We start from the raw sequence: 26,951 nt of genomic DNA on the forward strand, positions 1-26,951 counted from the left end.
TTAGGAGGATTATTACAATGAAAGAAAGATTAGAAAGAATGAGAAATGGAAAAGGATTTATTGCAGCATTAGATCAAAGTGGTGGAAGTACTCCGAAAGCATTAAAATTATATGGAATTGATGAAAGCGAGTATTCTAATGATACAGAAATGTTTGACTTAATTCATAAAATGAGAACAAGAATCATAAAAAGTCCTGCTTTTAGTGATAAAGAAATTGTAGGAGCTATTTTATTTGAGCAAACTATGGATAGAAAAATTGATGATAAATATACAGCTGACTTTTTGTGGGAAGAAAAAGGCGTTTTACCTTTCTTAAAAGTTGATAAAGGGCTTGAAGAATTGAAAGACGGTGTTCAAGTAATGAAACCTATTCCAGGATTAGATGAACTTTTAAAAAGAGCTAATGAAAGACATATTTTTGGTACAAAAATGCGTTCTGTTATTAAAAAAGCGTCTCAAACAGGAATTGCAAAAGTTGTAGATCAACAATTTGAAGTTGCAGATAAAATTATTGCAGCTGGCCTTGTTCCAATTATTGAACCAGAAGTAGATATTCATAATGTTGACAAAGCAGAATGTGAAACTATTTTGAAAAATGAAATTAAAAAACATCTTGATAAATTACCTGAAACTTCAAATGTTATGTTAAAAGTTACACTTCCAACAGTTGAAAACTTTTATGAAGATTTAACAAAACATCCAAGAGTTGTAAGAGTTGTCGCATTATCAGGAGGTTACCCAAGAAAAGAAGCAAACGAAATTCTTGCTAAAAATAAGGGAGTTATCGCAAGTTTCTCAAGAGCATTAACTGAAGGATTGTCAGCACAACAAAGCGATGATGAATTTAATAAAGATTTGGCAAAAGCTATTAAAGAAATCTATGATGCATCTGTAAAATAATTTTACATAGAATTAAGCACTAAAAATGTAATAAAATAACTATTATTTTGCAAAGGATTAAAGTCTTTTATCAAAAATAAAAGATATTAAACTATCAAATAAAAACTAGCTCGTTTTAAAAGAATGAGCTAGTTTTTTTAGTTGAAAGATAAAAATTAATCTAAAATTATATTTTAATCAAAATTTCCCTCATTTTTTCAAACTCACCCCAATTTTTTTCATTTACAAACTTCCTCCATTTTTCAAAATCATTTTCTTTCATATAATTTCTCAATGTGGAAGCATTTATTTTTATATCATCTCTGGAAATTACAATAAAATTTACAGATTTTTTTATTTTTTCACTAAACCAGCTCTTACATTTAGATTCCTCGCCATAAACAATGTAATCGACTTTTCCCAAAATTTTTTCTGCTTCACAAAACAAATAATCCCCCCATTTTGTAACATTTCCAGCTCCCAAGTCAGCGAGTGGGAAAATTACCAATTTATTTTCCACAATTTCATTTTCATAAACTTTTTTTATCAATTTTTTCCTTAATTCATAGGAAAAAGGATTTTCTATTGTTCCAAATTTATCGCTAGAACCAATAAATACCAAAACTTTGTCACATATCTCAAGAGCTTTATTTATAATATATTCATGTCCTTTGTGAAATGTCTGAAATCTTCCCAGAACCAGGCCTGTCTTATATTTTTTCATTAAAGTTTCTCCATTTTTTTATAAATTAAATATAAAATTTCAAAATTTTTTTTATATTTTTATAAGAGGGCAAGACCTCTTGCCACTATAACTGTTTATTTACAGATTTAAACTTTTTTAATATTCTTTTTCCCTCTCCAACCTAAATTTTACTGATGCCTTCAAATATTTTAAATATTTTTCATCATCACACATAACTTTCCCTTCCACATCACTTAATTTGGCAACTGGTCTACCATTTACATATTGAAGTTTGATTACAATATTTAATGGTTTTTCTTTTGTGTCATTAGTCACAAATGTCCCAATTCCAAAAGAGATTTTTACTTTATCTTTAAATGTCTGATAAATCTTTTCAGCTTCATCAAAATTTAGTGAATCACTAAACAAAAGTGTCTTTGTCTTTGGATCTATTCCATATTTTTGGTAGTGATTCAATATTTTTTCAGCCCAGATATATGGATCACCTGAATCATGCCGCACTCCTGTGTAGTTATTTACCATGCTTCTGTCAAAATCTCTTAAAAATAAGTCTGTCGTTATTGTGTCGGTAAGTGCTGTCCCGTTATCTCCCTTGTATTCATCATACCAGTCTTTTAATGCGTAATGATTTGTGTAAGACAATGGAATTGAATCAATTCCTTGGTACATTTGGACATACTCGTGTGCATAAGTCCCAATTGGCACTAAGTTGTATTTCATTGCCAAAAATACATTGGAAGTTCCGACCATATTTTGAGTTTCGCGGGATAATTTTTTTACTACTTCTTCCTGCCATTCTCTTGACAGCCTTCTTCTGCAGCCAAATTCCGCAAATTTAAAATTATATTTTTTATTTTTAAAATCTAAGATTTTTTTCTCCAATTTTTCTTTTGCAGAAATAATCAATTCATCATAATTAAATTTCATTCTAAAATACACTTCGTTAATAATTTCAAGCAAGTAAATCTCAAACTGCATTGCACTAAAAAGCGGTCCAGAGACAATAACTCTAAGTTCTCCATTTTCAAGCACAGTAGTCACATAATCCTTAATTGGATGCCACAGTCTCAAAAACTCAACATAGTCTGGCTTTATGAATCTTATTGAACGCAAGTAGTTCAATTCTTCATTTTTAAACCGCAAACCGCACAAATGGTCAATTTGCTCGTTTATTTCCGTAACCATTTCTTTTGTAAAAAAAATATTCGGAGTACGGCATTTGAAGTGATACTCTCCCACTAAATCAGTATGCTTGTGAAAGATTACCTGGTTCATATTAAATTTGTAAAGATCTGTATCAAGCAGTGATGTTATAATTGGCTTTAGTTTCATTTTATTTTTCTCCTTTTTTATACGATGACATAGGTAAAATTTTGTGTAAATTTATTTTGTGTAAATAGTCTATTTTTTCTTTTATTCTCAAATCTGAAATATTTCCTGTTCTAATATATTCATCCAAAACTTCGTAGCTAAATCCCAATTTTTCCTCATCAGATTTCCCGCTCATTCCATCTTCAGGCACTTTTTTCAAAAACATTTCAGGAAGTCCAAGTTCAGCTCCAAGTTTGCGCACTTCGGTTTTTGTAAAATCAGAAATTGGAGAAAAATCCCCCGCAGCATCTCCAAATTTTGTCGAATAACCCACAAAATCTTCCGACAAATTACAAGTATTAGCCACTCTCCCGCCAACAATGGCAGAAATTCCATAAAGCACAGCCATCCGTATTCTAGCAGGCTGATTAGTCTTATAGGCGTCAAACTCATCTGGATTTACTCCCATTTGCTGCAAAATTAGTTCTTTTAAATCATTTACAGGCTTTTCAACATTTATTTCATAATGCTTTATTTTCAAAAACTCAACTAATTTTTTGGAATAATCAATATCATGCTGCATACCTTTTGGCATAAGAACTCCTATCACATTTTCCCGTCCCAGAGCCGCTACACAAAGTGCTGTCACGACTGAAGAATCTGTTCCTCCTGAAATCCCTACAACTGCCTTACAGTTTTTTCCATTTTCTTCAAAATATTTTTTTATCCATTCGATAACTTTTTCTTTTTCATTTTTCATAAAATCACCTCTTTATTTTATTATACCTGGAAGTTTTGTGAATAGCAAGGTTTTCAAGAAAATTGTGTTGCTAAAACTTTGTAAAAATTATATAATAAATTTGTTTTATAATTAAATTTATTTTTTAAATCATCAATTAAGAAAATAACTTAATGAAAGAATTTAAGAATAAGTATTGAATTATAATTATTTGATATAAAAAATAAAAAAAGTAAGGGGGATAAATAAAAAGTGAATACTAAATACTTAAAAATTAAGCCATCAAATGATTTTTTTAGAAAATATGGGATTAAAAATTTTGAGATTGAGTATGTTAATTTATTTTCTAAAAAGAAAGAGATGGAGATATTTGTAAGGGTTCATAATTTTGCTGCACATAGTGAGATACAAGATTTAAGATGGTCGCTTTACAAAAGTTTTGAAGATGGAGTAAAACTTAAAATTAAGTTGGATGTTAATCCTGAATTAATTCGAGAAGATGTTACTGGATTTGTAAAATTTATGATTGAAAATTATAAGGATGAGAGCAAGAGATATCAGTATATTTTCGCAACTTATGAAGTAAAAAGTATAGAAAATTCAATATTTATAAAATTGCCATCACATCATTTGATAGAAGAAGCTCAAAAGACTGATGCAAAGGAAGAATTGAAAAATAAAATTTGTGAATGTAGCGACAATTCAGTGAATATTGAATTTATAAATGGTGAATTTAAGGAAATTAAAGAAATATTGAATGCTAAAGATAAATTGAATTCAGTAAAAGCTAGTGAACTTCCTAAATATGAAAATACTGGAGCAAATAATGGAAACGGATATTCAAATGGAGGAAACTTTAATGGAAATAATAATGGATATAGGCGGAAAAAAATTCCTGATATAGATGCTATGCCTTTTTCTATGCTTGATATTTTGAATATTGGAGATAATGTTGCCTTGGAAGGAAAAGTATTTAATCTGGATATAAAAGAAACTAAAAATGGTAAACTTATGTGTGATTTTATGATTACAGATTATACAGATTCTATCAGTTGCAGAATTTTCTTTAATATGGATGAGAATATTCAGGTAAAAGTCGGAGAATGGGTAAAAGTTACTGGAAGTTTTGAATCGGATATGTATACTGGAGAAATGTATGTTAGAACACAAAAGGTTAAAGCCATTGATTCTAAAGATGTGAAAAAAGAGGATAATGCTCCCAAAAAAAGAATAGAACTTCATGCACATACAAATATGAGTGAAATGAGTGGAGTTATGTCAATTAAGGATTATGCGAAAAGAGCGAAGGAATTTGGACATAGCGGGATTGCGGTGACAGATTATGGAGTAGTTCATTCTTTTCCATTTGCATTTAAAGAGGCAAATGAAGATTTTAAAGTTATTTTGGGGCTAGAGGCTTATATGGTTGATGATGAGCAGGACTTGATTACAAATCCTAAGGATAAGATGATTGAAGATGAAATTTATGTTGTATTCGATATTGAAACGACAGGATTTGATCCGTTTAATGACAAAATAATTGAGATTGGGGCTGTGAAAATGCGTGGAAGGGAAATTATTGGAGAATTTTCTGAATTTGTAAATCCTGAAATTCCAATTCCGCCAAAAATAACAGAACTTACAACGATTACTGATGAAATGGTTGCAAATGCTGAAAAAATAGAAACTATACTGCCAAGATTTCTAAAATTTTGTGCTGATACAACAGTTGTTGCCCACAATGCAAAATTTGACGTGGGATTTATAAAGCAAAAAACTATTGAGCAAAGGCTTGAATATTCTCCAAGTGTAATTGATACGTTACCTTTGGCTAGAACATTGCTTCCAGAATTGAATAAATATGGACTTGCCAGTCTGGTAGATTATTTTAAAATTACACTTGAAACGCACCATAGAGCTGTTGATGATGCGAAGGCGACTGCAGAAGTTTTTCAGAAATTTTTAAATATGATTTTAAGTAAAGGACTTATGAAACTAACTGAAATTAATACGGAATTACAGCCAAATATTCAAAATGCTGAAACATTGAATACAATGATTTTGGTAAAAAATCAAGCTGGACTTCGAGACTTGTATGAACTTGTGTCACGTTCAAATATAGAATTTTTTGGAATGCGTAGACCTAGAATACCAAAAACTTTGTTAAATAGCATGAGAAAGAATCTGTTAATTGCGAGTTCAGCTTCTGCTTCTGAAAGAAATAAGGGAGAACTTGTAAATCTTTTTTTACGTGGAGCAGAAAAAGATGATATTGAGGAAAAGGCAAAATTTTATGACTATATTGAAATTCAGCCTCATACAAATTATGCTGACATGGTGGAAAGAGCGGATAAGGAAATTGACAATTATGATAAAATTAAGGAAATGAATAAATATTTTTATGAACTTGGAAAAAATCAAAATAAAATTGTTGTTGCAACAGGAGACGCACAGTACCTTGAAGAGCGGGAAGCAATTAACAGAAATGTCCTGCTTTTGGGAAGCGGAACAATGTGGAAAACTAAAGTTTCAGAAGGAGTCAGAGAATATGAATTTTTCGATAGAAAACTGTATTTTAAAACTACTGAAGAAATGCTGAAAACCTTTGACTATTTGGGTGAAGATATAGCTATGGAAGTTGTCGTGGAAAATACGCATAAAATTAGCAATATGATAGAACAGGTAAGACCCGTTCCAACTGGATTCTATCCTCCAAAAATTGATGGAGCTGAAGAAGAAGTAAGGGAAATGACTTACAAAAGACTTAAGGAACTTTATGGGGAAAATATTGATGAAAGTTTGAAGGAAAGAGTGGAAAAGGAACTTAATTCAATTATTCAAAATGGATTTGCTGTACTTTATCTAATCGCACAAAAACTTGTACATAAATCAGTAAATGCAGGATATCTTGTAGGTTCACGTGGTTCAGTCGGCTCTTCAATTGTTGCCTATCTTATGGGAATTACCGAAGTAAACGGACTTTATCCACATTATAGATGTCCAAACTGTAAGTATACAGAGTTTATGAATGAAGAAGGAAGCGGAGTTGACTATCCCGACAAGAATTGTCCAAAATGTGGTACAAAATATATAAAGGATGGGCACGCTATTCCATTTGAAGTATTTATGGGATTTAATGGGGATAAAGTGCCTGATATTGACTTGAACTTTTCTGGTGAATATCAAGGGGAGATTCATAAATATACGGAAGAGCTGTTTGGAAGCGATAATGTCTTTCGTGCTGGAACAATTTCTACGCTTGCTGAAAGGAATGCTTTCGGGTATGTGAAGAAATATCTTGAAGAAGTGGAAGGAACACCTGAAATAAAGGAAAGAAAAGCGGAAATCATGAGAATTGCGAAAGGCTGCGAAGGTGCGAGAAAAACAACTGGACAGCATCCTGGCGGAATGATAGTCGTTCCAAAAGATAAATCTATTTACGACTTTTGTCCAATCCAGCGGCCTGCCAACGATATGAAGTCAACTTCCAAGACAACTCACTTTGATTATCACGTAATGGATGAACAGCTTGTAAAACTGGATATTCTAGGACACGATGATCCGACAACACTTAGAATTTTACAGGATTTGACAGGAGTCGATATTTATACGATTCCACTTGATGATAAGGAAGTAATGAGCTTATTTAGCGGGACTGAAGCACTTGGTGTAACTTCAGAAGAAATTGAATCTCCAACAGGAACATCAGGAATACCTGAATTTGGTACATCTTTTGTAAAGCAAATGCTTGTTGATACAAAGCCAAAAACTTTTGCTGAATTAGTTAGAATTTCTGGACTTTCACACGGAACAGATGTTTGGTTGAATAATGCACAAGATTATGTAAGAAGTGGAATTGCAACTTTGAGTCAAATTATTACGGTTCGGGATGACATTATGAATAAATTAATTGATGATGGACTGGATAAATCATTAGCATTTTCCATAATGGAATTTGTCAGAAAGGGGCAGCCTACTAAAAATCCTGAAAAATGGAAGGAATTTTCTAAAAAAATGAAGGAACATGGTGTAGAGCAATGGTATATTGATTCATGTGAAAAAATAAAATATATGTTCCCAAAAGGGCATGCTGTGGCTTATGTAATGATGGCAGTAAGAATCGCCTATTTTAAGGTGCATTATCCAATTGAATTCTACACAGCTTTTCTAAACAGAAAAGTTGGAGACTTTAAAATGACTACAATGTTTAGACCAATAGATGATTTGAAAAAAGCAAAAATGGAAATGGATAGAAAAGGAAATTTAAATGCTAAAGAAAAGCAGGAATTATTTTTGTATGAAATATTAATTGAAATGCATTATCGTAAAATTGAACTAGACCAAATTGATATTTATAAATCAGAGGCAAAACTTTTCACAATACAGGATGGAAAAATAAGAATGCCGTTAATTGCAATGGATGGACTTGGAGATGCTGTTGCTGAAAACATAGTTTCTGAACGAAAAGAAAACAGTTTTTTATCAATTGAAGATTTAGTGAAACGTACAAAATTGAATAAGACAATCGTGGAATTAATGAAGGAATACGGATGTTTTCAAGAATTGTCTGATACAAATCAACAGACATTGTTTTAGATTTTATCTAAAATCAAAATATTTATAAAATACTAATTGACAATTATAAAAAGATATAATATTATATAACAAAAAATATGGAGGACTTAGAGATGACAGACATTGAAATCGCTCAAAATGCGAAATTAAAAAAAATTGGTGAAATTGCACAAAGTATTGGACTTATGGAAGATGATTATGAACCTTATGGGAAATATAAGGCTAAGGTTAGTTTGGATGTGTTGAAGAGAAACGCGGGGAAAAAAGATGGAAAGCTGATTTTAATGACTGCTGTCACTCCAACACCTCCAGGAGAAGGAAAATCAACTGTTACTGTTGGATTGACTCAAGCATTAAATAAACTTGGGTACAAATCAATTGCAGCACTTAGGGAGCCGTCTTTGGGGCCTGTGTTTGGGATGAAAGGTGGAGCTGCTGGTGGCGGAATGTCGCAAGTGGTACCTATGGAAGAGATAAACTTGCATTTTACGGGGGATATTCATGCAATTTCGGCTGCACATAACTTGATTTCTGCGTGCATTGACAATCATATACATTTTGGAAATGAACTTGATATTGATGTGAATAATATTACTTTTAAACGTGTGCTTGATATGAATGATAGAAATTTGAGAAGTATTGTCGTTGGGCTTGGACCAAAAGTAAATGGCGTGCCTCGTGAAAATTCGTTTCAAATAACGGTTGCTTCAGAAATTATGGCGATTTTCTGTCTTGCTGATTCTATTACCGACTTGAAGGAAAGAATTGGGGAAATAGTTTTTGCATACAACAGAAAAGGGGAAATGCTTAAAGTTAAGCAGCTTAATATTCAAGGGGCAGTTGCGGCATTGCTAAAAGATGCGATAAAGCCTAATCTGGTACAGACTTTGGAAAATACGCCTGTATTTATTCACGGTGGGCCTTTTGCGAATATTGCACATGGATGTAATTCGTTGCTGGCTACAAAAATGGCATTGAAATTGTCGGATTATGTAGTTACGGAAGCTGGATTTGCGGCTGATTTGGGAGCTGAGAAATTTTTGGATATAAAAGCTAGGCTTGGGAACTTGGAGCCAAATGTTATTGTAATTGTTGCGACAGTTCGTGCATTGAAGCATCACGGCGGAGATAAGGACTTGAAGTCAGAAAATATCGAAACATTGACAAAAGGACTTGTAAACCTTGAAAAACATATTGAAAGTATGCAAAAGTATAATTTACCAGTTGTTGTGGCGATTAACAAATTTATAACTGATACTGATGCTGAAATTCAAGTGATAAAAGATTTTTGTGCAAAAATGGACGTGGAAGTTGCCAACTGTGAAATCTGGGAAAAAGGTGGAGAAGGTGGAAAAGAGCTTGTGGAAAAAGTTATGAACGCCATTGAAAAGAATGAAAAATCAGATAAAAAATACACTCCACTTTACGATTTGAACTTGTCAATTCAAGAAAAAATAGAAAAAATAGCAAAAGAAATTTACGGAGCAGATGGAGTAAATTTTGCCCCAAAAGCACTTAACAATATTAAAAAATACGTGGAAAACGGCTACGATAAATTGCCAATATGTATCTCAAAAACACAAAAATCATTGTCAGACAACCCGAATCTGCTGGGACGACCAACAGGCTTCACAATTACAATCAATGAAGTAAGATTATCAGCTGGAGCAGGATTCTTAGTAGCAATGGCTGGAGAAATTATAGATATGCCAGGATTACCTAGAAAGCCAGCGGCAGAGTTAATTGACATTGATGAAAATGGAGTAATTTCAGGATTATTTTAAATTTAATATACAGATATAATAGAATGGAAAAACATAAAAATGGAAAATACAAAAGTAAAAATGCGAAGACGGGACAGAGAAATTACAGACAACGAAAAAATAAAAGAAATTATAAAAGCCTGTGACTGTTGCCGTCTTGGCTTAAACGATAACGGAAAAGTCTACATCGTCCCACTAAATTTTGGCTTTACCGAAGAAAATGGAAACTATACATTTTATTTTCACGGTGCAAGAACAGGGAGAAAACTTGATATAATAAAACAAAATAACTACGTAGGATTTGAACTTGACACAAATCACAAAATTTACACAAAAGGTGATAAAGCTTGCAATTATACCGCCAGATTTCAAAGTGTAATTGGAAATGGGAAAGTTGAGATTATTGAAGATTCACAGGAAAAAATGAAGGCGTTGCTGGAACTGATGAAACATAATACTGGAAAAGCAGAATGGGAATTTGACGAGAAAATGCTGAAGGCGGTTTGTGTGTTTAAACTTGCGGTTGAGGAGATGAGCTGTAAGGAGCACGAGTAGAAATTGCACTTGTATAGTACAAGAACTGGATGGTGAAATAATTGGGAATATTTGGAAAAATAATAAATAAATTCCGAAATAAGAATAACGAAGAAGAAAAATATTTAAAAATTGCAAGAGAACATATAAATAAGGCAGGAGAAAATTTAACAAAAGAACAAATTGATGAAATGATGAAGTTGGGAATGGATACAAGGGAACTTTATCCAGAAGTTTCAAAATTGTATTTTGAACGAATAGAAGATTATTTTCCTCCTGCTTCAACAATGTTAGCTACTTTTTATATGGATAAAGATGATGAAATGTATGAAAAATATTGTTTAAAGGCTGCAAATCAAGGAGAAAACATAGCAAAGAAAAGTCTTGCTATATTTTATGCAAAAAATAATAATGAAGAAAAAATGCTGGAATGGTACAATAAACTTGATGATAAGGAAGATTATGATGTATTAGCCTACATGTCAAATTATTATATGTTTCAAGATAATTACGATAAAGTGAAAGAAATAAATTTTACAATATTAAAAAATAAGAAAGATGATAAGTATGCTCCTAATTGTTTAGGTGATGCATATTTTGCTGAAAATGATTTTGAAAATTCTGAAAAATATTATAAAATGGCTTTGGAAAATGGAAGTCCTGATTCAAAGGATAAATTATTCAATCTTTATCAAACAACTGAAAATATAGAAAAGTTTAGAGAGTTAATTGAAAGAGATGAAGCTAAAAGAGGAGAAGATTTTTTAAGCTTAGGAAATCTTTATTTTCATAAAAAAGATTATAAAATGGCTGAAAAATGGTACTTAAAGTCTGAAAAATTGGGATTTTTAGAAGCAAAATATAATTTAGGATATGTTTATTATGAAATTGGAAATTTTGATAAAGCTGAGAAGTATTTTCAGGAAGTGATAGAAAAAATCCCACATCTTAAAGAAAGTGCTGTTAAAAAATTAATAAATGTTTATAACAGTCAAGCAAATGTCTATCTAACCAGTGGAGATTTTGATAAAGCTGAAAAATATTTAAAAATATTGGTTGAAAAATATGGGATAAAGGAATGTTATTATAATTTAGCAGTAATAAATAGACAAAAAGGAAATATAGAAAAATACAAAGAATATATTTTGAAAGGAATTGAATTTGGAGATAACGAATGTATGTTTAGTTATGCACTATCTGTTTATTCAGAAACTGGTAAATATACAGAAGAAGTTGACATGTGGTTAAAAAAAGCCGCAGAAAAAGATCATGTTGATGCAATGTATGAGTTAGGTCTTTTTGCTTCTGAACAGAATAGAATTGAAGATTCTAAAAAATGGTATAAAAAAGCAGCTGAAAAAGGAGAGACAACTGCAATGAATAATCTTGCTAATATTTATAGTGAGGAAGGAAATAAAGAAGAAGCAATGAAACTTTATCTGAAATCAGCTGAAAAAGGTAATCCTTTAGCATTTTTCAACCTTGGAAATTATTATGAAGAAAATAACAATATAGAACTTGCGAAAGAATATTATGGTAAAGTATTAGATTCGTTGAAAGGTTATCCAACGTGTAAAATAGAGCAAGAAGCATTGGCAAAATTAAAAAAATTACAGAATAATTCAGAATTGAAAAATAATTAACGATAGAAGGTGAAAAAATGTCAGAAAATTACGATTTTGAAACACTTTTAAGCAGAAAAGGACAAGGTTCATTTAAATGGGAAGCAATGTACAGAGAAGTGCCTAATTTATCAGATGATATTGTTCCGTTTTCTGTGGCGGATATGGAGTTAAAGATTGCTCCTGAAATAAGAGAAGGATTGAAAAAATATATTGATGAGGTGATTTTAGGTTATACTGGAGCAACTAATAAATATTATGAAGCGGTTATTTCGTGGATGAAGAGAAGGCATAATTTTAAAGTGGAAAAAGATTGGATTGTTTGCACTAGTGGTGTAGTTGCGGCACTTTATACAGGGGTGAAGGCTTATTTACAAGAGGATGAGGGTGTGATTATTTTTACACCAGTGTATTATCCTTTTTATAATGCGATTAAATCTTCTAATAGAAAGATTGTCGATTGCGGATTGATTGAAATTGACGGATATTATGAAATTGATTTTGAGAAGTTTGAAGAGTTTGCAAAAGATGAGAATAATAAAATGTTGATTTTGTGTAGTCCGCATAATCCAGTTGGAAGAGTTTGGAAAAGGAAAGAGCTTGAAAAGATAGGAAAGATTGCATTGGAGAATGATTTAATAATTATTTCTGATGAGATTCATTGTGATATTTTGATGCCTGGATTTAAGCATACTGTTTTGCAGACTTTGTCGGATGAATTGGCAGAGATAACAGTTACATGTACTGCACCTACTAAAAGTTTTAATTTGGCTGGAATTGGAGTATCGAATATTATCATTAAAAATAAGAAGTTGAGAAAACAGTTTGAGGCTCAAATGACGAAAGATGGTTCACATGTGTTTGCAGCACTTGGATTTAAGGCTTGTGAATTGGCATATAATGAAGCAGAAGAATGGTTTAATCAGTTTTTGAAATTAGTGGATAAAAACCAAAAGTTGGTAAAACAATTTTTTGAAGAAAAGTTTATTGGATTTAAAGCTCCGTTAATTGAAGGAACTTATTTGCAATGGCTAGATTTTAGGGCTTTAGGATTGAAAGACGAAGAATTGAAAGCATTTATGACGAAAAAGGCGAATGCATTTTTTAATGAGGGATATATTTTTGGAAAAGCCGGTTCTGGATTTGAGAGAATTAATTTGGCTGTGCCTACGAGATATATTGAGGCGGTTTTAGAGAGAATTTATAATGCAATTAAAAAGGAATATCCAAAATTTTGTAAATAAGCTACTTAGAATAATAGCTCGTTTTAACATCAAGTTCTATAAAGATAAAAATATATTTATTTTTTAAAAATAAGAAATAAATCTCTCTTATTAGATAAAGATTAAGAAAATTACTATCTGGTAAATTATATAAATAATAAATTTATTATGAATTTTGACTTGATGAAAAAGTAATACTTCTTGTTATTAAATAAGATTCAGAATTAACATTAAATAATACTAAGTTTTTATATAAAATAGTCATAATTTTTGTATTTATTTTAAAAATGATTTTATTATGAAATTAAATTAATTTTATATATTACTTTTTTATAAGAATTGTGGTATAATATACTGAAAAAAGTAAATTGCTCATAACAAAATTTTTAAATCTTAAAAATACATAATTTTTAATAATTTATTTTAATAAAAAATTTTGGAAAGGGATGGAGATATAAAAAATGAAAAAAGTGGATAGCTTTTTTAATAATAAATTCAAATTTTTTAAAGGAAATAAATATTGGAGGGGGAATTGTGAGAAAAAAAATAAATAATATCATTAATTCTGGAAAAGAAAAGATAAAAAGAAAAAAAATAGAAATTGGAATGTTAGCACTGATTAATACAGTTATTGGATTTAATATAAATGCAGATCCTTTAAATTTACCAAAGGAATATTCTGAAAATATTGCAGTAAAAGGGTATGAAAATGATGTATTTGATTATGATTTCAACAATGATGGAATAGATGAAAAAATTGTCATATCTTATAATATAGTTGACAATTTAATTGGAGCCGTTGTTTCAATTTATACAAATCAAAGCGGAAAAGATATTTTAACGTATCAAATAACTTTTGATAAAAAGTTTAATATAATGGAACTTCAAGCAATGCAAAAAATGCTTGATAAAGTGAAGGAATATTATCCTGAATATTCTAAAAATATTCAGCCAAATGAAACTAGATATATTACAATTTATGGAGATAATAAAACAAATGACATTGTTTTTGATAAAGTAAAATTTAATAACCATTCTCCTGAAAATACAAATAACTTTTTATTCATAAAAAAATCATCAAGTATGTTAGATGCTCCAAATGGAAGTGTAATAGCTAACTTGGGGTTTAGCGAAAAACCTGAAATACTGTTTGATATGGTTTCAGATGCTCCAAATGCACAGACAAAATGGTATTATACTGAATTTACAAAAAGATTTACTACTAATGTAAGTAAAAAAGTTAAAAAAGATAAAAATGGTAAAGTTATCGCAGAAAATCCAACTACTGTTAAGGGATTTATTACAGGTGGAGATGATAATGTTTCTAAAAGAGGGTTTTACTGGGATAAAATGATTAATAAAATAGAAATTGTGAATGACTTTATTACTAAAGCTATAAATGATAATGAACAATTATATATTATTACAGAATATGCTCCTCTATCACGTGATAAGCCAAGTAAAAAGGATAAATTTGGAAATAAAAATAATCAAAGTATTATTGGCTATACAAATTCTAAGAAAGAAGGAGAAATAATTAATATTCCTGATCAAACAATTTTTAGAATAATTGGTGAAGAAAATAATATGTTAAAAATTGAAACACCATTTTATGGAGGACCTTATTTTATTGAGAAAGTACAAGGAACTTACCAAAAAGTTGAAAATATAAAAGAGGAAGTTAATAAATTTATCGCAATTGATCCAAGCAGTCAAACTGAAGTTCTTTTCCAGAGAATTCCTGAAACACAAAAATATGAAGTTATAACATATTCCTATGTAACAACTGGAAAAGATGGATACGGTTCTTATGAAACACCACATGGAGCGTTCTTAATAGCCTTTACAAGACCTTATATGACTTTTACAAGACATGCAAGACCTGGCGATAAAACAATTCCAGGAAGATCAGACTTAGCTGTTGCAGGAAGCGCAAAATATGCAGTAAGGTTCAGTGGCGGAGGTTATATGCATGGAATCCCAACAAACTTTGAATTTAAAGGTTCCACATTAGATACAAGCACTGCTCAAAAAATAGGAACTTATAAAGAGTCTCATAAATGTGTACGGCACTTTGATGATCAAATTGGATTTATCGTCAAATGGATAAATGCAGACAGCAAAATTAAGGACAGAGATAATACAATACCTGAAGAACCTGTAATAGCAGTAGTTTTATAAAATAAGTTTTAAAATAAAAAGGAGGAACAGATTTATGATAAAAAAAATAAATTTAACAAAAATGAAATTTTTAATAGCAGCAATAGCAATACTTTCTGTAATTTCAATTAATGCTTTTTCAGCACCAAAGGTAAAGGAAACAAAAAAAATCGAAGTAAAAAAAGCTGAACAGAAGAAAATAGAATGGAAGCAAATTTCCCTAGAACCTGATCTAGATGGAGATGGAATTAAAGATAAAATTGATGTAGATTATGCGGTGGATGGAAATAATGTCCATCTAAAATTTACACCATACATATTTAGCGAAAAAGCTAAATTTGTAAAGGGAAAAAGTGTGGAAAAAGTAATAAGTAAATCTGAGTTTGAAGCAAAATTTGATACTTTTATAAAAGGGTTTATAGCAGAATATCCTAAAAAGTCAGGAGTTTCACCTAAACCAAAACAAAATACACAAACTCCAATCTCAGAAAAACAAGAAATAACAAAGCCATCAACAACACCAGGAACTAAAATCAATAATGAAAATAAAAAACCTACTTTACAAAATGACACTCAAAAAAATAATAAAACTATAAAAAATAATACAGAATCTCAAGAAACAATTGATATGAAAAAAGAAGATAATCCAAAAGGAAACACAAAAATAGAAACACCTAAAAATTCAAATTCTCAAAATGGATCTCATTCCTATATAAAAGAATTTTCAGCCCAAAGGCCTAAAAATCTTACTTTTAATTTTCAATATGATAAAAATTCTCCAAAGGATATGGATGAATTTGTTTTCATAAAAACTGCGACAAGTATAAAAAAAGAGCCAAATTCAAGTTCTAAAACAATAAAATCTGCCTCTTATTCTCAAAAATACAAAACTACAGGTATTGTTGGAAATAAATCAGATGAATGGTATGAAATATTTTTTGACAATCAGCTTGGGTACATTCCAAAATCTGCTGCTGAAAAGAGAGAATTTGACTGGAACGATATGATGAATAAAGTTGAAAAAACAAATAAATTCATAAACGAAGCACTTTCAGCAAATAAAAAATTATATGTTTTAGATGACTATACTCCTCTTGGTGGTGGAGAAAATGGAAAGCGAGATAAATTTGGAAATCGTGCTAACCAAAGTGAATTTGGATATTTAGATAAAACTTTTAAAGATTATATAAATATTCCAGACAGAACTATTATGGTTATTGATGAACAAAATGATAAATATATAAAAGTTAAAATAGATGCTTATGATAACGGTATTTATTATTTAAAACCTTCTACAGGTAAGTATTTAAAAGATGCTGGAATTACAGGGGAAATAACTAGATTTATCTATGTTGACAGAGCTAGTCAAAATGAAATGGTTATTGAAAAATCTGGAAATAACTGGAATGTTGTAACTTCTTCATTTGTAACAACTGGAAAAGATAGTGGAAATTCATTTGCCACTCCCTATGGAACATTCTTAATTGCTTATTCTAAACCTGTAATGCAATACACAGGTTCAGATAATAAAACTGTCGTAGGAGATGCCAAAAATGCAGTAAGATTTAGTGGTGGTGGCTATATGCACAGTATTCCATCTTTATTTGAACCAAAAAATACAAGAGAACAAAGAAAAGCTGCAACAGCCAAAAAAATTGGAACTTATCCAGAATCACACAAATGTATAAGACATTATGATGATCAAATTAAATTTATTTACGACTGGTTAGGAAATTCTACACCAGGACACAAGGAAGGTTACAGAGTTCCTAGTGTTCCTACTGTAATGCTGGTTAAATAAAAAATTTATTTAAGCCCTATTTTGGGGCTTAATTTTTTATATTTTTTTAAAATAAAAACACCCTAATTTTAGAGTGTTTTACGATTTACTGATATTTTACTGATTTTGCCATTTTATGAATTGCTTTAAATAGTTATTTTTAAAGGTTTTGAAGTAATCTTATTTTTTAATCCAAGGCATAAGTTTTCTTAATTCTGCTCCAACTTTTTCTACGCCGTGATTAGCAAATTCTTGTCTTTTTTCTTTTAAGAATGGTTGTCCAGCTTTGTAGTCAGCTAAGAAGTCGTTAGCAAATTTTCCTGATTGAATATCTTTTAAAATTCCTCTCATAGCTTCTTTAGTTTCTTTTGTAATAATTTTTGGTCCAGTTAAATAATCCCCATATTCAGCTGTATTTGAAATAGAATTTCTCATTGTTGCAAGTCCACCTTCGTAAATTAAATCTACAATAAGTTTCATTTCGTGAATACATTCAAAGTAAGCATTTACTGGGTCATATCCAGCTTCTGTCAATACTTCAAATCCAACTTTCATAAGTTCTACAACTCCACCACATAATACTACTTGTTCTCCGAATAAGTCAGTTTCTGTTTCTTGTCTAAATGTAGTTTCAAGAATTCCACTTCTTCCACCACCAATTGCTGATGCCCAAGCTTTAGCTACTTCCATAGCATCTCCTGCTGGATCTTTTTCTACTGCTACTAAACAAGGTACTCCGCTTCCTTCTTGGAAAGTTCTTCTTACTAAGTGTCCAGGTCCTTTAGGTGCAACCATAAATACACTTATATCTTCTCTTGGAACTATTTTTTTGAAGTGAATGTTAAATCCGTGTCCGAATGCAATATATGCTCCTTCTTTTAAGTTTGGTGCGATGTCTTTTGCATAAACTTCTGCTTGTAATTCATCTGGAATTAAGATCATAACTATATCTGCACCTTTTACAGCATCTGCAGTTTCTTTTACTGTAAATCCAGCTTCTGTAGCTGCATCCCAAGATTTAGAACCTTTTCTAAGTCCAACAGTTACATCAAATCCACCTTCTTTTAAGTTTAATGCATGAGCATGTCCTTGAGATCCATACCCTAAAATTGTAATTTTTTTACCTTCCAATTTACTTAAATCGCAATCAGCGTCATAATAAACTGTTGTTCCTAAAATGTTTCCTGCCATTTTTAAGTCCTCCTAAATTTTTATTTAAATTTACACATCTATATAATATAACATTTTTTAAATTTTTTCAAATTTTTTTTAGTACTGTGTATAATCTCGTTAATTCATTTGCAATGCCAAGGTTGGATATTGAAAGAATTTTTGTTAGATGGTATAATCAATATAAATATTTAATCTTTATTGAAAAATCTATATTTTTCAGAAATAGGAGATTTACTATGAATATTATTATAACTGAAATTATTTTAGTTATACTTATTGGAATATATTCTATTTTAACGTGGTATTTTTTTGGAAGAGATCCGAAAAGGAAATCTATTATTCCTGAATTTTCTGAGCCAAAAAATATTTCGTCAATGTTTGTTGCATATATTAATGGCGAAAGGGATTCAAAGGAAATATTGAAAATTGGAATATTGTCATTAATGCTGAAAGGTTATATTTCTCAAGTTGATGAAAATGGTACTGGAAATAAGAAACATATTTTGAATAAGAAAAATAGAGATAATTTGAAATTGAGGAAGGAAACTTTGTTTCAGGAGGAAAATAATTTGCTGGATGTTCTTTCGGAAAATGATTTGTTTGGGAATAAACTAGGAATTATTGGATTTAAAAATCGTATTGTACATTTTTTGGAAAAAAAATACAAAAGAATAATTTATAAAAATAATTATTTGTTTTTTGTCCCTGTAATATCTGGAATAGCGGTTTCTATAGTTTTTATATTATTAAAATTATTACAGGGAAATCTTGAAAGTGCTATTATAGGTACAATGTTTATATTTATATGGCTTGAGTATGTACATAGGATGTCTGCAGGAATTTTAAAATTTTTATATGTAGCAGTTATGTTGGGAATAATTGTTGCTGTAATGATGTATATGGAGGTTTATTTGGGATTAAGCCTGTTTATTTTGGGAATAATATTTTTGGTTTATGAAAAGGCAATAGGAAAATATACAGTTTCGGGACAGCGAAAAATGGAGTATATTAAAGGTTTAAAAATGTATTTTGAAACTGCTGAAAAAAATAAAATAGATAAATTTGAAACAGAAGAAGAAAAACTTAATTATTTTAATCGAATATTTCCTTATATTATCGCACTTAAAGTGGAAGATGAAAAAATAGGAATTTTTAAGGATTCTTTGGGTTTTTTAAATATAATGGGAAGTTATGCTGAAGCTCAATATTATGTTAATGAATATGTAGATAGGAAATTTCCGATTTTTAGAAAAAAATATATTTTTTGGTAAGATAAGTTATGATTAGAAAAACAAAATATATTTTTGAATTAAAAATAGATTGTTATAATTATAAAATTTTATAAATTATAAAATAATGAAATGAAAAAGGAGAAGAAAGTTAAAAATGAAAATAGTGTATTTAGATAATGCTGCAACTACAAAAATGTCCGACAAAGTGATAGAAGAGATGACAAAATCGTTTAGTGAAAATTATGGAAATCCGTCTTCTGTGCATTCATTGGGACAACGGGCAAAATCAGCTGTGGAAAGGGCAAGACATATTATAGCACAGAATTTGAAGGTTGAAATAACTGAAATTGTATTTACATCTGGCGGAGCTGAAGGGAATAATCTTGCAATAAGAGGATTTTTGAAAGCAAATAAGGATAAAGGAAAACATATCATAACATCTAAGATTGAGCATTCTACGATTTTAAAAACCTTTGAGCAGCTGGAAAATGAAGGATATGAAGTTTCGTATATTGGTGTTGATGAGAATGGAGTTGTGGATATTGAGGAGTTAAAGCAGGAATTGAGGGAAGATACGGCTCTTGTTTCGATAATGTTTGTGAATAATGAAACTGGGGTTGTTCAGCCAATTAAGGAAATTGGGAAAATTCTGGAGGAAAGAAATATATTTTTTCATACAGATGCGGTACAGGCGATAGGAAAATTTGAGATTTTCCCAAAAGATTTGAAAATAGGAGCTTTGACGGCGACAGCTCATAAATTTTATGGGCCTAAGGGAGCAGGATTTGTATTTATTGATAAAAAATATTCGGTTGAAAAGGAAATCTGGGGTGGCTCGCAGGAAAGAAACAGACGAGCTGGAACAGAGAATGTCCACGGAGTTTTGGGGCTTGGTGTGGCACTTGAGGAAGTTTATGAAAATTTGGAAGAAATGTCAGAAAAAGAAAGAGAATTGCAAAATTATTTAGAAAAAAGATTAAAAAGTGAAATTGGGAAACTTGAGAAAAAAATAAAAATAAATGGAGAAAAGGTGAATAGAATAAAAACTACAACAAATGTCTACATAGAAGGAGTGGATATTCAAATGCTGCTGGTAGCACTGGATTTAAGAGGAATCTGCATAAGCGGCGGTTCTGCATGTATGTCAGGATCGCTTGAAAATTCGCATGTTTTGAAGGCTATGGGGCTTAATGATGAGGAATTGAAAGGTTCATTTAGAATTAGTATTGGTAAAGATACTACTATTGAAGAAATAGATTATTTTGTAGAAAATTTAATTGAAGTTATTTAAATATAGAATTATAAAACAGATTATCAGATAGTTTTAAAAAAAATAAGAAAGCAAAATTTAACAAATTGTTAGTAGAAAGGAAATTAAAATGAATAATATAAAAGCGATATTTATGGATTTGGATGGAACAGTGCTGACAAGTGAGCATAAGGTTTCGGAAAATTTGATAAGAAAATTGAGAGAACTGGAAAAAAAGGGAGTGAAAATATTTATTGCAACTGGGAGAACCTTTTCTTCGTCAAAGCCTTTTGTGGAAATGTTGGGGATAAAAAATCCAGTAATTAACTATAATGGCGGGAGAGTTACAAACCCGTTAAATAATGAAGTTATTTTTGAGAAACCTGTTGAGGCACAGGATGTTGAGGAACTTATCAAAGTTTCAAGAGAAAAGGGGATTCACTTAAATTTATATATGGATGACAAGTTATATATTGAAAATGAAACAGATGAAGGTAAAAAATATTCAGAAAGCGTGGAAATTCCATATTATGTGAAAAATTTTGACGAATTCATTGGAAAAGCCTCTACAAAAGCATTATTTATTGCAGAAAATTCAATTTTACTGGAGTTAAAAAAGGAATTGGAAGAAAAATTGCCACATATTAATTTTGTATTTTCAAAGCCGCATTATTTAGAATGCTTGAATAAGGAAGTAAATAAAGGGCTAGCAATAAAGGAACTGTTGAAAAAATATGATATTTCTCCAGAAGAAACAATGGCGTTTGGGGATCAGTGGAACGATTTGGAAATGTTGAAGTTTGTGAAATATGGGTATCTTATGGGGAATGCTACGGAAGAACTGAAACAGGAATTTTCAAAAGATAAAATTACTTTATCGAATGATGAAGATGGGATTTATGAAGTGATAAAGGCACTTTAGGTATTTTTATAAAAATAGAAATTAGGTAGAAATTATGGGAAATAAATTTGTACATTTGAAATTGCATACGGAGTATTCGCTGCTTGAAGGTGTTGGGAAGATTGATGAATATGTTGGAAGAGCTAAGGAAATTGGGGCAAAAGCACTTGCAATTACGGATACTTCGATGTTTGGGGTGATTGAGTTTTTTAAGAAGTGTAAAAATGCTGGAATAAAGCCGATTATTGGACTTGAGGTGTTTCTGGATGGACTTGAGAAAGTGGGAGAATTTTCGCTTACCTTACTTGCTAAAAATCAGAATGGGTATAAAAATTTATCAAAATTGTCGTCAATTTCATATAGCAGGTTTACACGGAATCGGAATAAAATTAAGTATGATGAATTGAAAAAATATTCAGATGATTTGTATATTTTGTCGGGCGGGATAAACAGTGAAGTTGTAAAGGGTATTCTGGACTTGGAAAATACTCAAGTTAGAAGGGTTATTGAGAAACTTGGCAAGGATTTTGGGGATAATTTTTTTATTGAAGTTCCTGCTGTGGAAAGGCTGGAAAAGGCTAGAAAAATGCTTTTTGACATTGTGCGTAAAAATAAATTTGACAATTTTGTTATTACGAATGATGTTTATTATCCGAATAGAGAAGATGCAGTTTTGCAAAAAATTGTGGAATCAATAAAAGAGGGAAGCAAAATTGATACAGAAAAATCGGGAAATAGTGAAATTTTGTATGATGATTTATATCTAAAATCTGAAAATGAAATAGAAAAAAGTTTTGAAAATAAGGAATATAGCGAATTTTATGGAACTGGAATCAATAATGTGGAAAAAATTGTGGAAAACTGCAATGTTGATTTTGAGTTTCATAATTTTAAATTTCCAAAATATTCGTTGCCGCAAAATATAAGTGAAAAGGAGTTTTTACGAAATCTAGTATTTGAGGGACTTTTTCACAAATATCTGAAAAAATCTGTTTCAGATTCTGAAAAATTGCAGCTGGATAAAAATTTTGAGATAATTGAAAAAGAGATTGCAAAAGATGAAATTGCTGGGCAGAAATTGAAGGAAGTTAAAATTTGGGAAGAATTATTAAAGAATAATTTGGAAAATGTTTTGGAGCGTGCAGAGTATGAACTGGAAATTATTGATAAAATGGGGTACAACGGATATTTTATCATTGTCTGGGATTTTATAAAATTCTCACGTGAAAATGGGGTTTATGTTGGGCCTGGAAGGGGTTCTGCGGCTGGGAGCATTGTTTCATATGCTTTGAATATTACGGAAATTGATCCGCTTGAGTATAATCTGATTTTTGAACGTTTTTTGAATCCTGAACGTATTTCGATGCCTGATATTGACATAGATTTTGATCAGGAACAGCGGGAAATTGTCATAAATTATGTGGTAAATAAATATGGGGCAGAATATGTGGCACATATCATTACGTTTGGAACGCTAAAGGCAAGGCTTGCGATTCGTGATGTGGGGCGTGTGTTAAATGTTTCGCTTGTAAAAGTCGATAAAATCGCTAAAATGATACCGTTTAATACGGAACTGAAAGATGCCTTGAACAATATTCCTGAAATTAGAAAAATGTATGAAACTGACAGGGAAATAAAAAGAGTGATTGATTATTCACTAAAATTGGAGGGAAAAGTGCGACACGCCTCTGTTCATGCGGCTGGAGTCGTTATTTCCAAAGATGTGCTAAGTGATGAGATTCCGACTTATTCTGATGGGAAGACGAAGATTGTTTCGACACAGTATCAAATGAAGGAACTGGAAGAGCTGGGAATTTTAAAAATGGATTTTCTTGGCTTGAAAAATCTCACGATTTTGCGGAAAACTGTGGAAAATATTGAGAAAAGACGAAAAACAAAAATTGTATTAAATGATATTCCTCTAAATGATGAAAAAACGTATGAATTGCTTACAAAGGCTGATACAATGGGAGTTTTTCAATGTGAGTCAGCTGGAATCAGAAGCCTTATGAAGAAAATGAAAATTGAAAAATTTGAGGACATAATTGCATTGCTTGCACTCTATCGTCCAGGACCTTTGCGAAGTGGAATGGTGGATGATTTTATAAATGTGAAAAATAACAGGACTGAGATAAAATATATTGATGATTCGCTAAAATACATACTTGAGGAAACTTACGGGATAATTTTGTATCAGGAGCAGGTTATGAAAATTGTGAGTGAAATGGCAAATTATTCGCTTGGGGAAGCTGATGAACTGCGGCGTGCAATTGGAAAGAAAAATCCTGAACTAATGAAGAAAAATCGTGAAAAATTTGTAACAAATGCTGAAAATAAAGGAGTTTTATCGAAAAAAGCAAACGAAATTTATGATTTAGTGGAAAAATTTGGTGGATATGGATTTAACAAGTCACATTCGGCAGCTTACGCCCTGATTGTTTACTGGACAGCATATTTTAAAGCAAATTATCCATTAGAATTTTTTGCTGCGATAATGACAACCGAAGTGCATAATCTGGACAGATTTGTTGTTTTTGTGAATGAAGCGAAGGAAAAAGGGATTAATATATTTTTGCCAGATGTGAATTTGTCTGATTATGATTTTGAAATTGAGGAAAATCAGGCGGATAAAGAAAATTTTGGAAAGGTTGGAATAAGATTTGGACTTTTTGCGATAAAAGGTGTGGGAGCAGCATTAATTAATGAAATAAAAAAAGAACGAAAAAACGGAAAGTTTGTTTCCTACAAAGATTTTGGATATCGGATGAAGCAAAACGGAATTACAAAAAAACAGCTGGAATCGCTAATTTTGTCGGGAGCATTGGATGGACTTGATGGAAACAGGTTTGAAAAATACAAGTCCATTGACAAAGTTCTAGAATACAGCCAGAAAAAATACGAATCTGAAGAAGATTTGCAAATGATTTTATTCGGAGGGAAAAAGGAAATATCAGTTGACTTCCAGATGGAAAAAAGCGATGAATTTCCTCAAAAAGTATTGCTTCAAAATGAAAAGGAATATTTGGGAATCTACGTTTCGAGCCATCCTTTAAATGAGAAAAAAAATCTGATAAATATAATTTTCCATAACAAAATATCAGAAATTTCTCAAAAAGAGCTAAAAAAAGTACGAATTATCGGAATAGTGAAAAATGTAAAAAAATTTGCAACACGGACTGGAAAAGAGCCAATGGTAAAATTTGAAATGGAAGATTTTCAAAAAAGTATTGAAGTTGTCTGTTTTCCAAGAGAATATGTAACTTTTGGCTATAAAATCACAGAAGGGCAGATTATGGTGCTGGAAGGAATTGTAAATTCCGAGCAAAATAAAAATACAGTTATTTTAAACAACATTTGCAACATTGAAAATCTAGAAGAAAATAAAAATCTAAAATTATACATTTTAATTGACGAAGAAGTGAAAGAAAAAAATCAGGAATTGAAGCAGATTATTTTAAAAAATAAAGGTGACAATCAAGTATTTTTGGCGTTTAAAACGAATGAGAAAAAGGAAGTTGTAAAACTGTCTGAAAAATATAATGTGAACTTATCGCTCAAGTTTATTAGGAAAGTTGCGAAATTGGTGGGGGTTGAGAGAATAAAGTTGAAATGATAAAAAAATTAAAGGAGTTGAGATATGTTTTTTTTGAATAATAAAAAATTAAAAAAATCTTTTGAAGTATTATTGATAATTATAATATTTTTTACAATAAATATTGTAACATTTTCTGAAAAGTCAGAATTTTTAGCAATTGGAAATTTGAAAATTGTAAGGCAGGAGCCGTTAGTTATAAAGAGGGAAGATTTGAATATTACGATTGAGAAAAATAAGACAATAAAGGTTGAGAGTGTTTATACATTTGAAAATATTGGGAATTATAATGTGAAATCGACGTTTATGTTCTGGCTGGATACGAATATTGAGAAGAGCTTAAAAGAGGATTTTAGTAATAAAAATACAAATAACCAGGGAAAATTTGTAAAAAATATAAAGTTTTTGACAGATTATAAAAAGGCACAAAATTTGAGAGCAGTTATAAAATTTGATGAAAATATTTATGAAAGTCAAGTTACAGATAGTATCCAGCGTGAATGGTTTGCCATTTCAAAGGTTATTCCGTCAATGGAAGAAGGGAAAATCGCTGTTTATTATGATTTAGTAAATACAAAATTTTCAAGAAATAAGGATTTTGTGTACAGTTTTGAGTTAGTTGACAATTTTTTTAACAAAAATAAGGCGGAAATATTGTATATAAATGTTTATAATAAATCAGATTTAAAAATTGACAGTATAAATTTTAAAGATTATGAATTTAAGAATATTAGTAAAAATAGTACAAAAGAGCATTATGAACTGCTAGAGAGTGGAGTAAATCTGGATGGAAAAATTTCAATAAAATTTAAGTAGGGCAAATGTTGGTAATTTTGCCTGAAATGTAGTAAAATATACACAGATTAATTCAAATATAGAGAGAATCATAAAAATTGAAAAGAGGAAAAAATGAGAATTGTAGCAGGAACATTGAAAAATAGAAGAATAAAATCAAGGGAAGGAAGAGAAACCAGACCTACGCTAGAAAGAATAAAAGAGGCAATTTTCAGTATAATTGGAGAAAAAGTTGCAGATGCAAAATTTCTGGACTTGTATTCAGGAACGGGAAATGTCTCATTTGAAGCACTTAGCCGTGGTGCAAAAAGAGCGATTATGATTGAGGAAGATAAAGAGGCGCTTAGAGTAATTATTGAAAATGTAAATCATCTTGGAGTGGAAGAAAAATGCCGAGCCTACAAAAATGATGTTTTTCGAGCGATAGAAATTCTTTCAAGAAAAAATGAAACATTTGATATAATATTTTTGGATCCGCCTTACAAGGAAAATATTTCAACAAAAACGATTGAAAAAATTTCAGAAGAAAATCTTTTGGAACGAGATGGAATTATAATTTCAGAACACAGCACGTATGAGAAAATGGCGGATAAAATAGGTAATTTTGTGAAATACGATGAAAGAGATTACAATAAGAAGGTAGTTAGTTTTTATAGGTTTGAGGATTAAATTGTCAAGTAAATTTAATGTTTATTGTTTTCAAGAACTAAAATTT

18 protein-coding genes are annotated in these 26,951 nt (G+C 30.6%); 14 read left to right on the top strand and 4 right to left on the bottom strand.

Going from position 1 to position 26,951, the window contains the following annotated elements; translation table 11 throughout:
- Positions 1 to 17: 17 nt before the first annotated feature.
- Positions 18 to 902 (top strand): fructose bisphosphate aldolase, encoded by an 885-nt coding sequence (locus FVE73_RS08240; protein ID WP_018498112.1) that lies wholly within the window; start codon positions 18 to 20, stop codon positions 900 to 902.
- A 166-nt stretch (positions 903 to 1,068) separates the two neighbouring features.
- On the opposite strand, the gene FVE73_RS08245 is transcribed toward FVE73_RS08240, so the two are convergent.
- From FVE73_RS08245 to nadE, 3 genes are all read right to left on the bottom strand, one after another.
- The gene (locus FVE73_RS08245) at positions 1,069 to 1,605 is read right to left on the bottom strand and encodes an adenylyltransferase/cytidyltransferase family protein (RefSeq protein WP_018498113.1); all 537 of its coding nucleotides are present in this window, start codon (positions 1,603 to 1,605) and stop codon (positions 1,069 to 1,071) included.
- Positions 1,606 to 1,722: 117 nt separating this feature from the next.
- Entirely contained in the window at positions 1,723 to 2,919 is a 1,197-nt protein-coding gene (pncB, locus tag FVE73_RS08250; protein ID WP_018498114.1) for a nicotinate phosphoribosyltransferase, read from the bottom strand.
- A 1-nt stretch (position 2,920) separates the two neighbouring features.
- Complete coding sequence (gene nadE / locus FVE73_RS08255; protein ID WP_018498115.1) at positions 2,921 to 3,658, bottom strand: NAD(+) synthase; 738 nt, start codon at positions 3,656 to 3,658, stop codon at positions 2,921 to 2,923.
- Between the two features lie 231 nt (positions 3,659 to 3,889).
- Here nadE and FVE73_RS08260 point away from each other — a divergent pair, with 231 nt between their 5' ends.
- The 7 genes from FVE73_RS08260 (at position 3,890) to FVE73_RS08290 (ending at position 17,315) form a co-directional block, all read left to right on the top strand.
- Positions 3,890 to 8,233, top strand: coding sequence for a PolC-type DNA polymerase III (locus FVE73_RS08260; RefSeq protein WP_018498116.1), 4,344 nt, complete (start codon positions 3,890 to 3,892; stop codon positions 8,231 to 8,233).
- 92 nt (positions 8,234 to 8,325) lie between these two features.
- Positions 8,326 to 9,996, top strand: a complete 1,671-nt coding sequence (locus FVE73_RS08265; RefSeq protein WP_018498117.1) for a formate--tetrahydrofolate ligase — start codon at positions 8,326 to 8,328, stop codon at positions 9,994 to 9,996.
- Between the two features lie 39 nt (positions 9,997 to 10,035).
- Positions 10,036 to 10,530 carry a pyridoxamine 5'-phosphate oxidase family protein gene (locus tag FVE73_RS08270; protein WP_018498118.1) on the top strand — a complete coding sequence of 165 codons (495 nt, stop codon included), beginning with the start codon at positions 10,036 to 10,038 and terminating at the stop codon, positions 10,528 to 10,530.
- A 41-nt stretch (positions 10,531 to 10,571) separates the two neighbouring features.
- Positions 10,572 to 12,152 (top strand): SEL1-like repeat protein, encoded by a 1,581-nt coding sequence (locus tag FVE73_RS08275; RefSeq protein WP_018498119.1) that lies wholly within the window; start codon positions 10,572 to 10,574, stop codon positions 12,150 to 12,152.
- A 17-nt stretch (positions 12,153 to 12,169) separates the two neighbouring features.
- Entirely contained in the window at positions 12,170 to 13,375 is a 1,206-nt protein-coding gene (locus FVE73_RS08280) for a MalY/PatB family protein (protein WP_018498120.1), read from the top strand.
- A 513-nt stretch (positions 13,376 to 13,888) separates the two neighbouring features.
- Positions 13,889 to 15,535 (top strand): L,D-transpeptidase, encoded by a 1,647-nt coding sequence (locus FVE73_RS08285; RefSeq protein ID WP_018498122.1) that lies wholly within the window; start codon positions 13,889 to 13,891, stop codon positions 15,533 to 15,535.
- A gap of 34 nt (positions 15,536 to 15,569) precedes the next feature.
- Positions 15,570 to 17,315 carry a L,D-transpeptidase family protein gene (locus FVE73_RS08290; RefSeq protein WP_018498123.1) on the top strand — a complete coding sequence of 582 codons (1,746 nt, stop codon included), beginning with the start codon at positions 15,570 to 15,572 and terminating at the stop codon, positions 17,313 to 17,315.
- 159 nt (positions 17,316 to 17,474) lie between these two features.
- Here FVE73_RS08290 and ilvC read toward each other — a convergent pair whose 3' ends face one another.
- Complete coding sequence (gene ilvC, locus FVE73_RS08295) at positions 17,475 to 18,485, bottom strand: ketol-acid reductoisomerase (RefSeq protein ID WP_018498124.1); 1,011 nt, start codon at positions 18,483 to 18,485, stop codon at positions 17,475 to 17,477.
- A gap of 218 nt (positions 18,486 to 18,703) precedes the next feature.
- Between ilvC and FVE73_RS08300 the strand changes: the two genes are divergently transcribed.
- The 6 genes from FVE73_RS08300 to rsmD all read left to right on the top strand — a co-directional run bounded on the left by FVE73_RS08300 (position 18,704) and on the right by rsmD (position 26,905).
- On the top strand, positions 18,704 to 19,738 hold the full coding sequence (locus FVE73_RS08300; RefSeq protein WP_018498125.1) for a DUF2207 family protein: 1,035 nt from the start codon (positions 18,704 to 18,706) through the stop codon (positions 19,736 to 19,738).
- A 115-nt stretch (positions 19,739 to 19,853) separates the two neighbouring features.
- Entirely contained in the window at positions 19,854 to 20,990 is a 1,137-nt protein-coding gene (locus FVE73_RS08305; protein ID WP_018498126.1) for a cysteine desulfurase family protein, read from the top strand.
- Between the two features lie 88 nt (positions 20,991 to 21,078).
- A complete protein-coding gene (locus tag FVE73_RS08310) occupies positions 21,079 to 21,870 on the top strand; it encodes a Cof-type HAD-IIB family hydrolase (RefSeq protein ID WP_018498127.1) in 792 nt (263 codons plus the stop codon).
- 34 nt (positions 21,871 to 21,904) lie between these two features.
- The gene (gene dnaE, locus FVE73_RS08315; RefSeq protein WP_018498128.1) at positions 21,905 to 25,462 is read left to right on the top strand and encodes a DNA polymerase III subunit alpha; all 3,558 of its coding nucleotides are present in this window, start codon (positions 21,905 to 21,907) and stop codon (positions 25,460 to 25,462) included.
- A gap of 24 nt (positions 25,463 to 25,486) precedes the next feature.
- The gene (locus FVE73_RS08320) at positions 25,487 to 26,257 is read left to right on the top strand and encodes a hypothetical protein (RefSeq protein WP_018498129.1); all 771 of its coding nucleotides are present in this window, start codon (positions 25,487 to 25,489) and stop codon (positions 26,255 to 26,257) included.
- A gap of 93 nt (positions 26,258 to 26,350) precedes the next feature.
- The gene (gene rsmD, locus FVE73_RS08325) at positions 26,351 to 26,905 is read left to right on the top strand and encodes a 16S rRNA (guanine(966)-N(2))-methyltransferase RsmD (RefSeq protein WP_018498130.1); all 555 of its coding nucleotides are present in this window, start codon (positions 26,351 to 26,353) and stop codon (positions 26,903 to 26,905) included.
- Positions 26,906 to 26,951: the final 46 nt, after the last annotated feature.

The organism is Leptotrichia wadei (genome assembly GCF_007990545.2).
Lineage (GTDB): Bacteria > Fusobacteriota > Fusobacteriia > Fusobacteriales > Leptotrichiaceae > Leptotrichia > Leptotrichia wadei.

Coding starts and splice junctions, on each gene's coding strand:
- FVE73_RS08240 (WP_018498112.1), top strand. CDS start 18: ATGAAAGAAAGATTAGAAAGAATGAGAAATGGAAAAGGATTTATTGCA.
- FVE73_RS08245 (WP_018498113.1), bottom strand. CDS start 1,605: ATGAAAAAATATAAGACAGGCCTGGTTCTGGGAAGATTTCAGACATTT.
- pncB (WP_018498114.1), bottom strand. CDS start 2,919: ATGAAACTAAAGCCAATTATAACATCACTGCTTGATACAGATCTTTAC.
- nadE (WP_018498115.1), bottom strand. CDS start 3,658: ATGAAAAATGAAAAAGAAAAAGTTATCGAATGGATAAAAAAATATTTT.
- FVE73_RS08265 (WP_018498117.1), top strand. CDS start 8,326: ATGACAGACATTGAAATCGCTCAAAATGCGAAATTAAAAAAAATTGGT.
- FVE73_RS08270 (WP_018498118.1), top strand. CDS start 10,036: ATGGAAAATACAAAAGTAAAAATGCGAAGACGGGACAGAGAAATTACA.
- FVE73_RS08280 (WP_018498120.1), top strand. CDS start 12,170: ATGTCAGAAAATTACGATTTTGAAACACTTTTAAGCAGAAAAGGACAA.
- FVE73_RS08290 (WP_018498123.1), top strand. CDS start 15,570: ATGATAAAAAAAATAAATTTAACAAAAATGAAATTTTTAATAGCAGCA.
- ilvC (WP_018498124.1), bottom strand. CDS start 18,485: ATGGCAGGAAACATTTTAGGAACAACAGTTTATTATGACGCTGATTGC.
- FVE73_RS08300 (WP_018498125.1), top strand. CDS start 18,704: ATGAATATTATTATAACTGAAATTATTTTAGTTATACTTATTGGAATA.
- FVE73_RS08305 (WP_018498126.1), top strand. CDS start 19,854: ATGAAAATAGTGTATTTAGATAATGCTGCAACTACAAAAATGTCCGAC.
- FVE73_RS08310 (WP_018498127.1), top strand. CDS start 21,079: ATGAATAATATAAAAGCGATATTTATGGATTTGGATGGAACAGTGCTG.
- dnaE (WP_018498128.1), top strand. CDS start 21,905: ATGGGAAATAAATTTGTACATTTGAAATTGCATACGGAGTATTCGCTG.
- FVE73_RS08320 (WP_018498129.1), top strand. CDS start 25,487: ATGTTTTTTTTGAATAATAAAAAATTAAAAAAATCTTTTGAAGTATTA.
- rsmD (WP_018498130.1), top strand. CDS start 26,351: ATGAGAATTGTAGCAGGAACATTGAAAAATAGAAGAATAAAATCAAGG.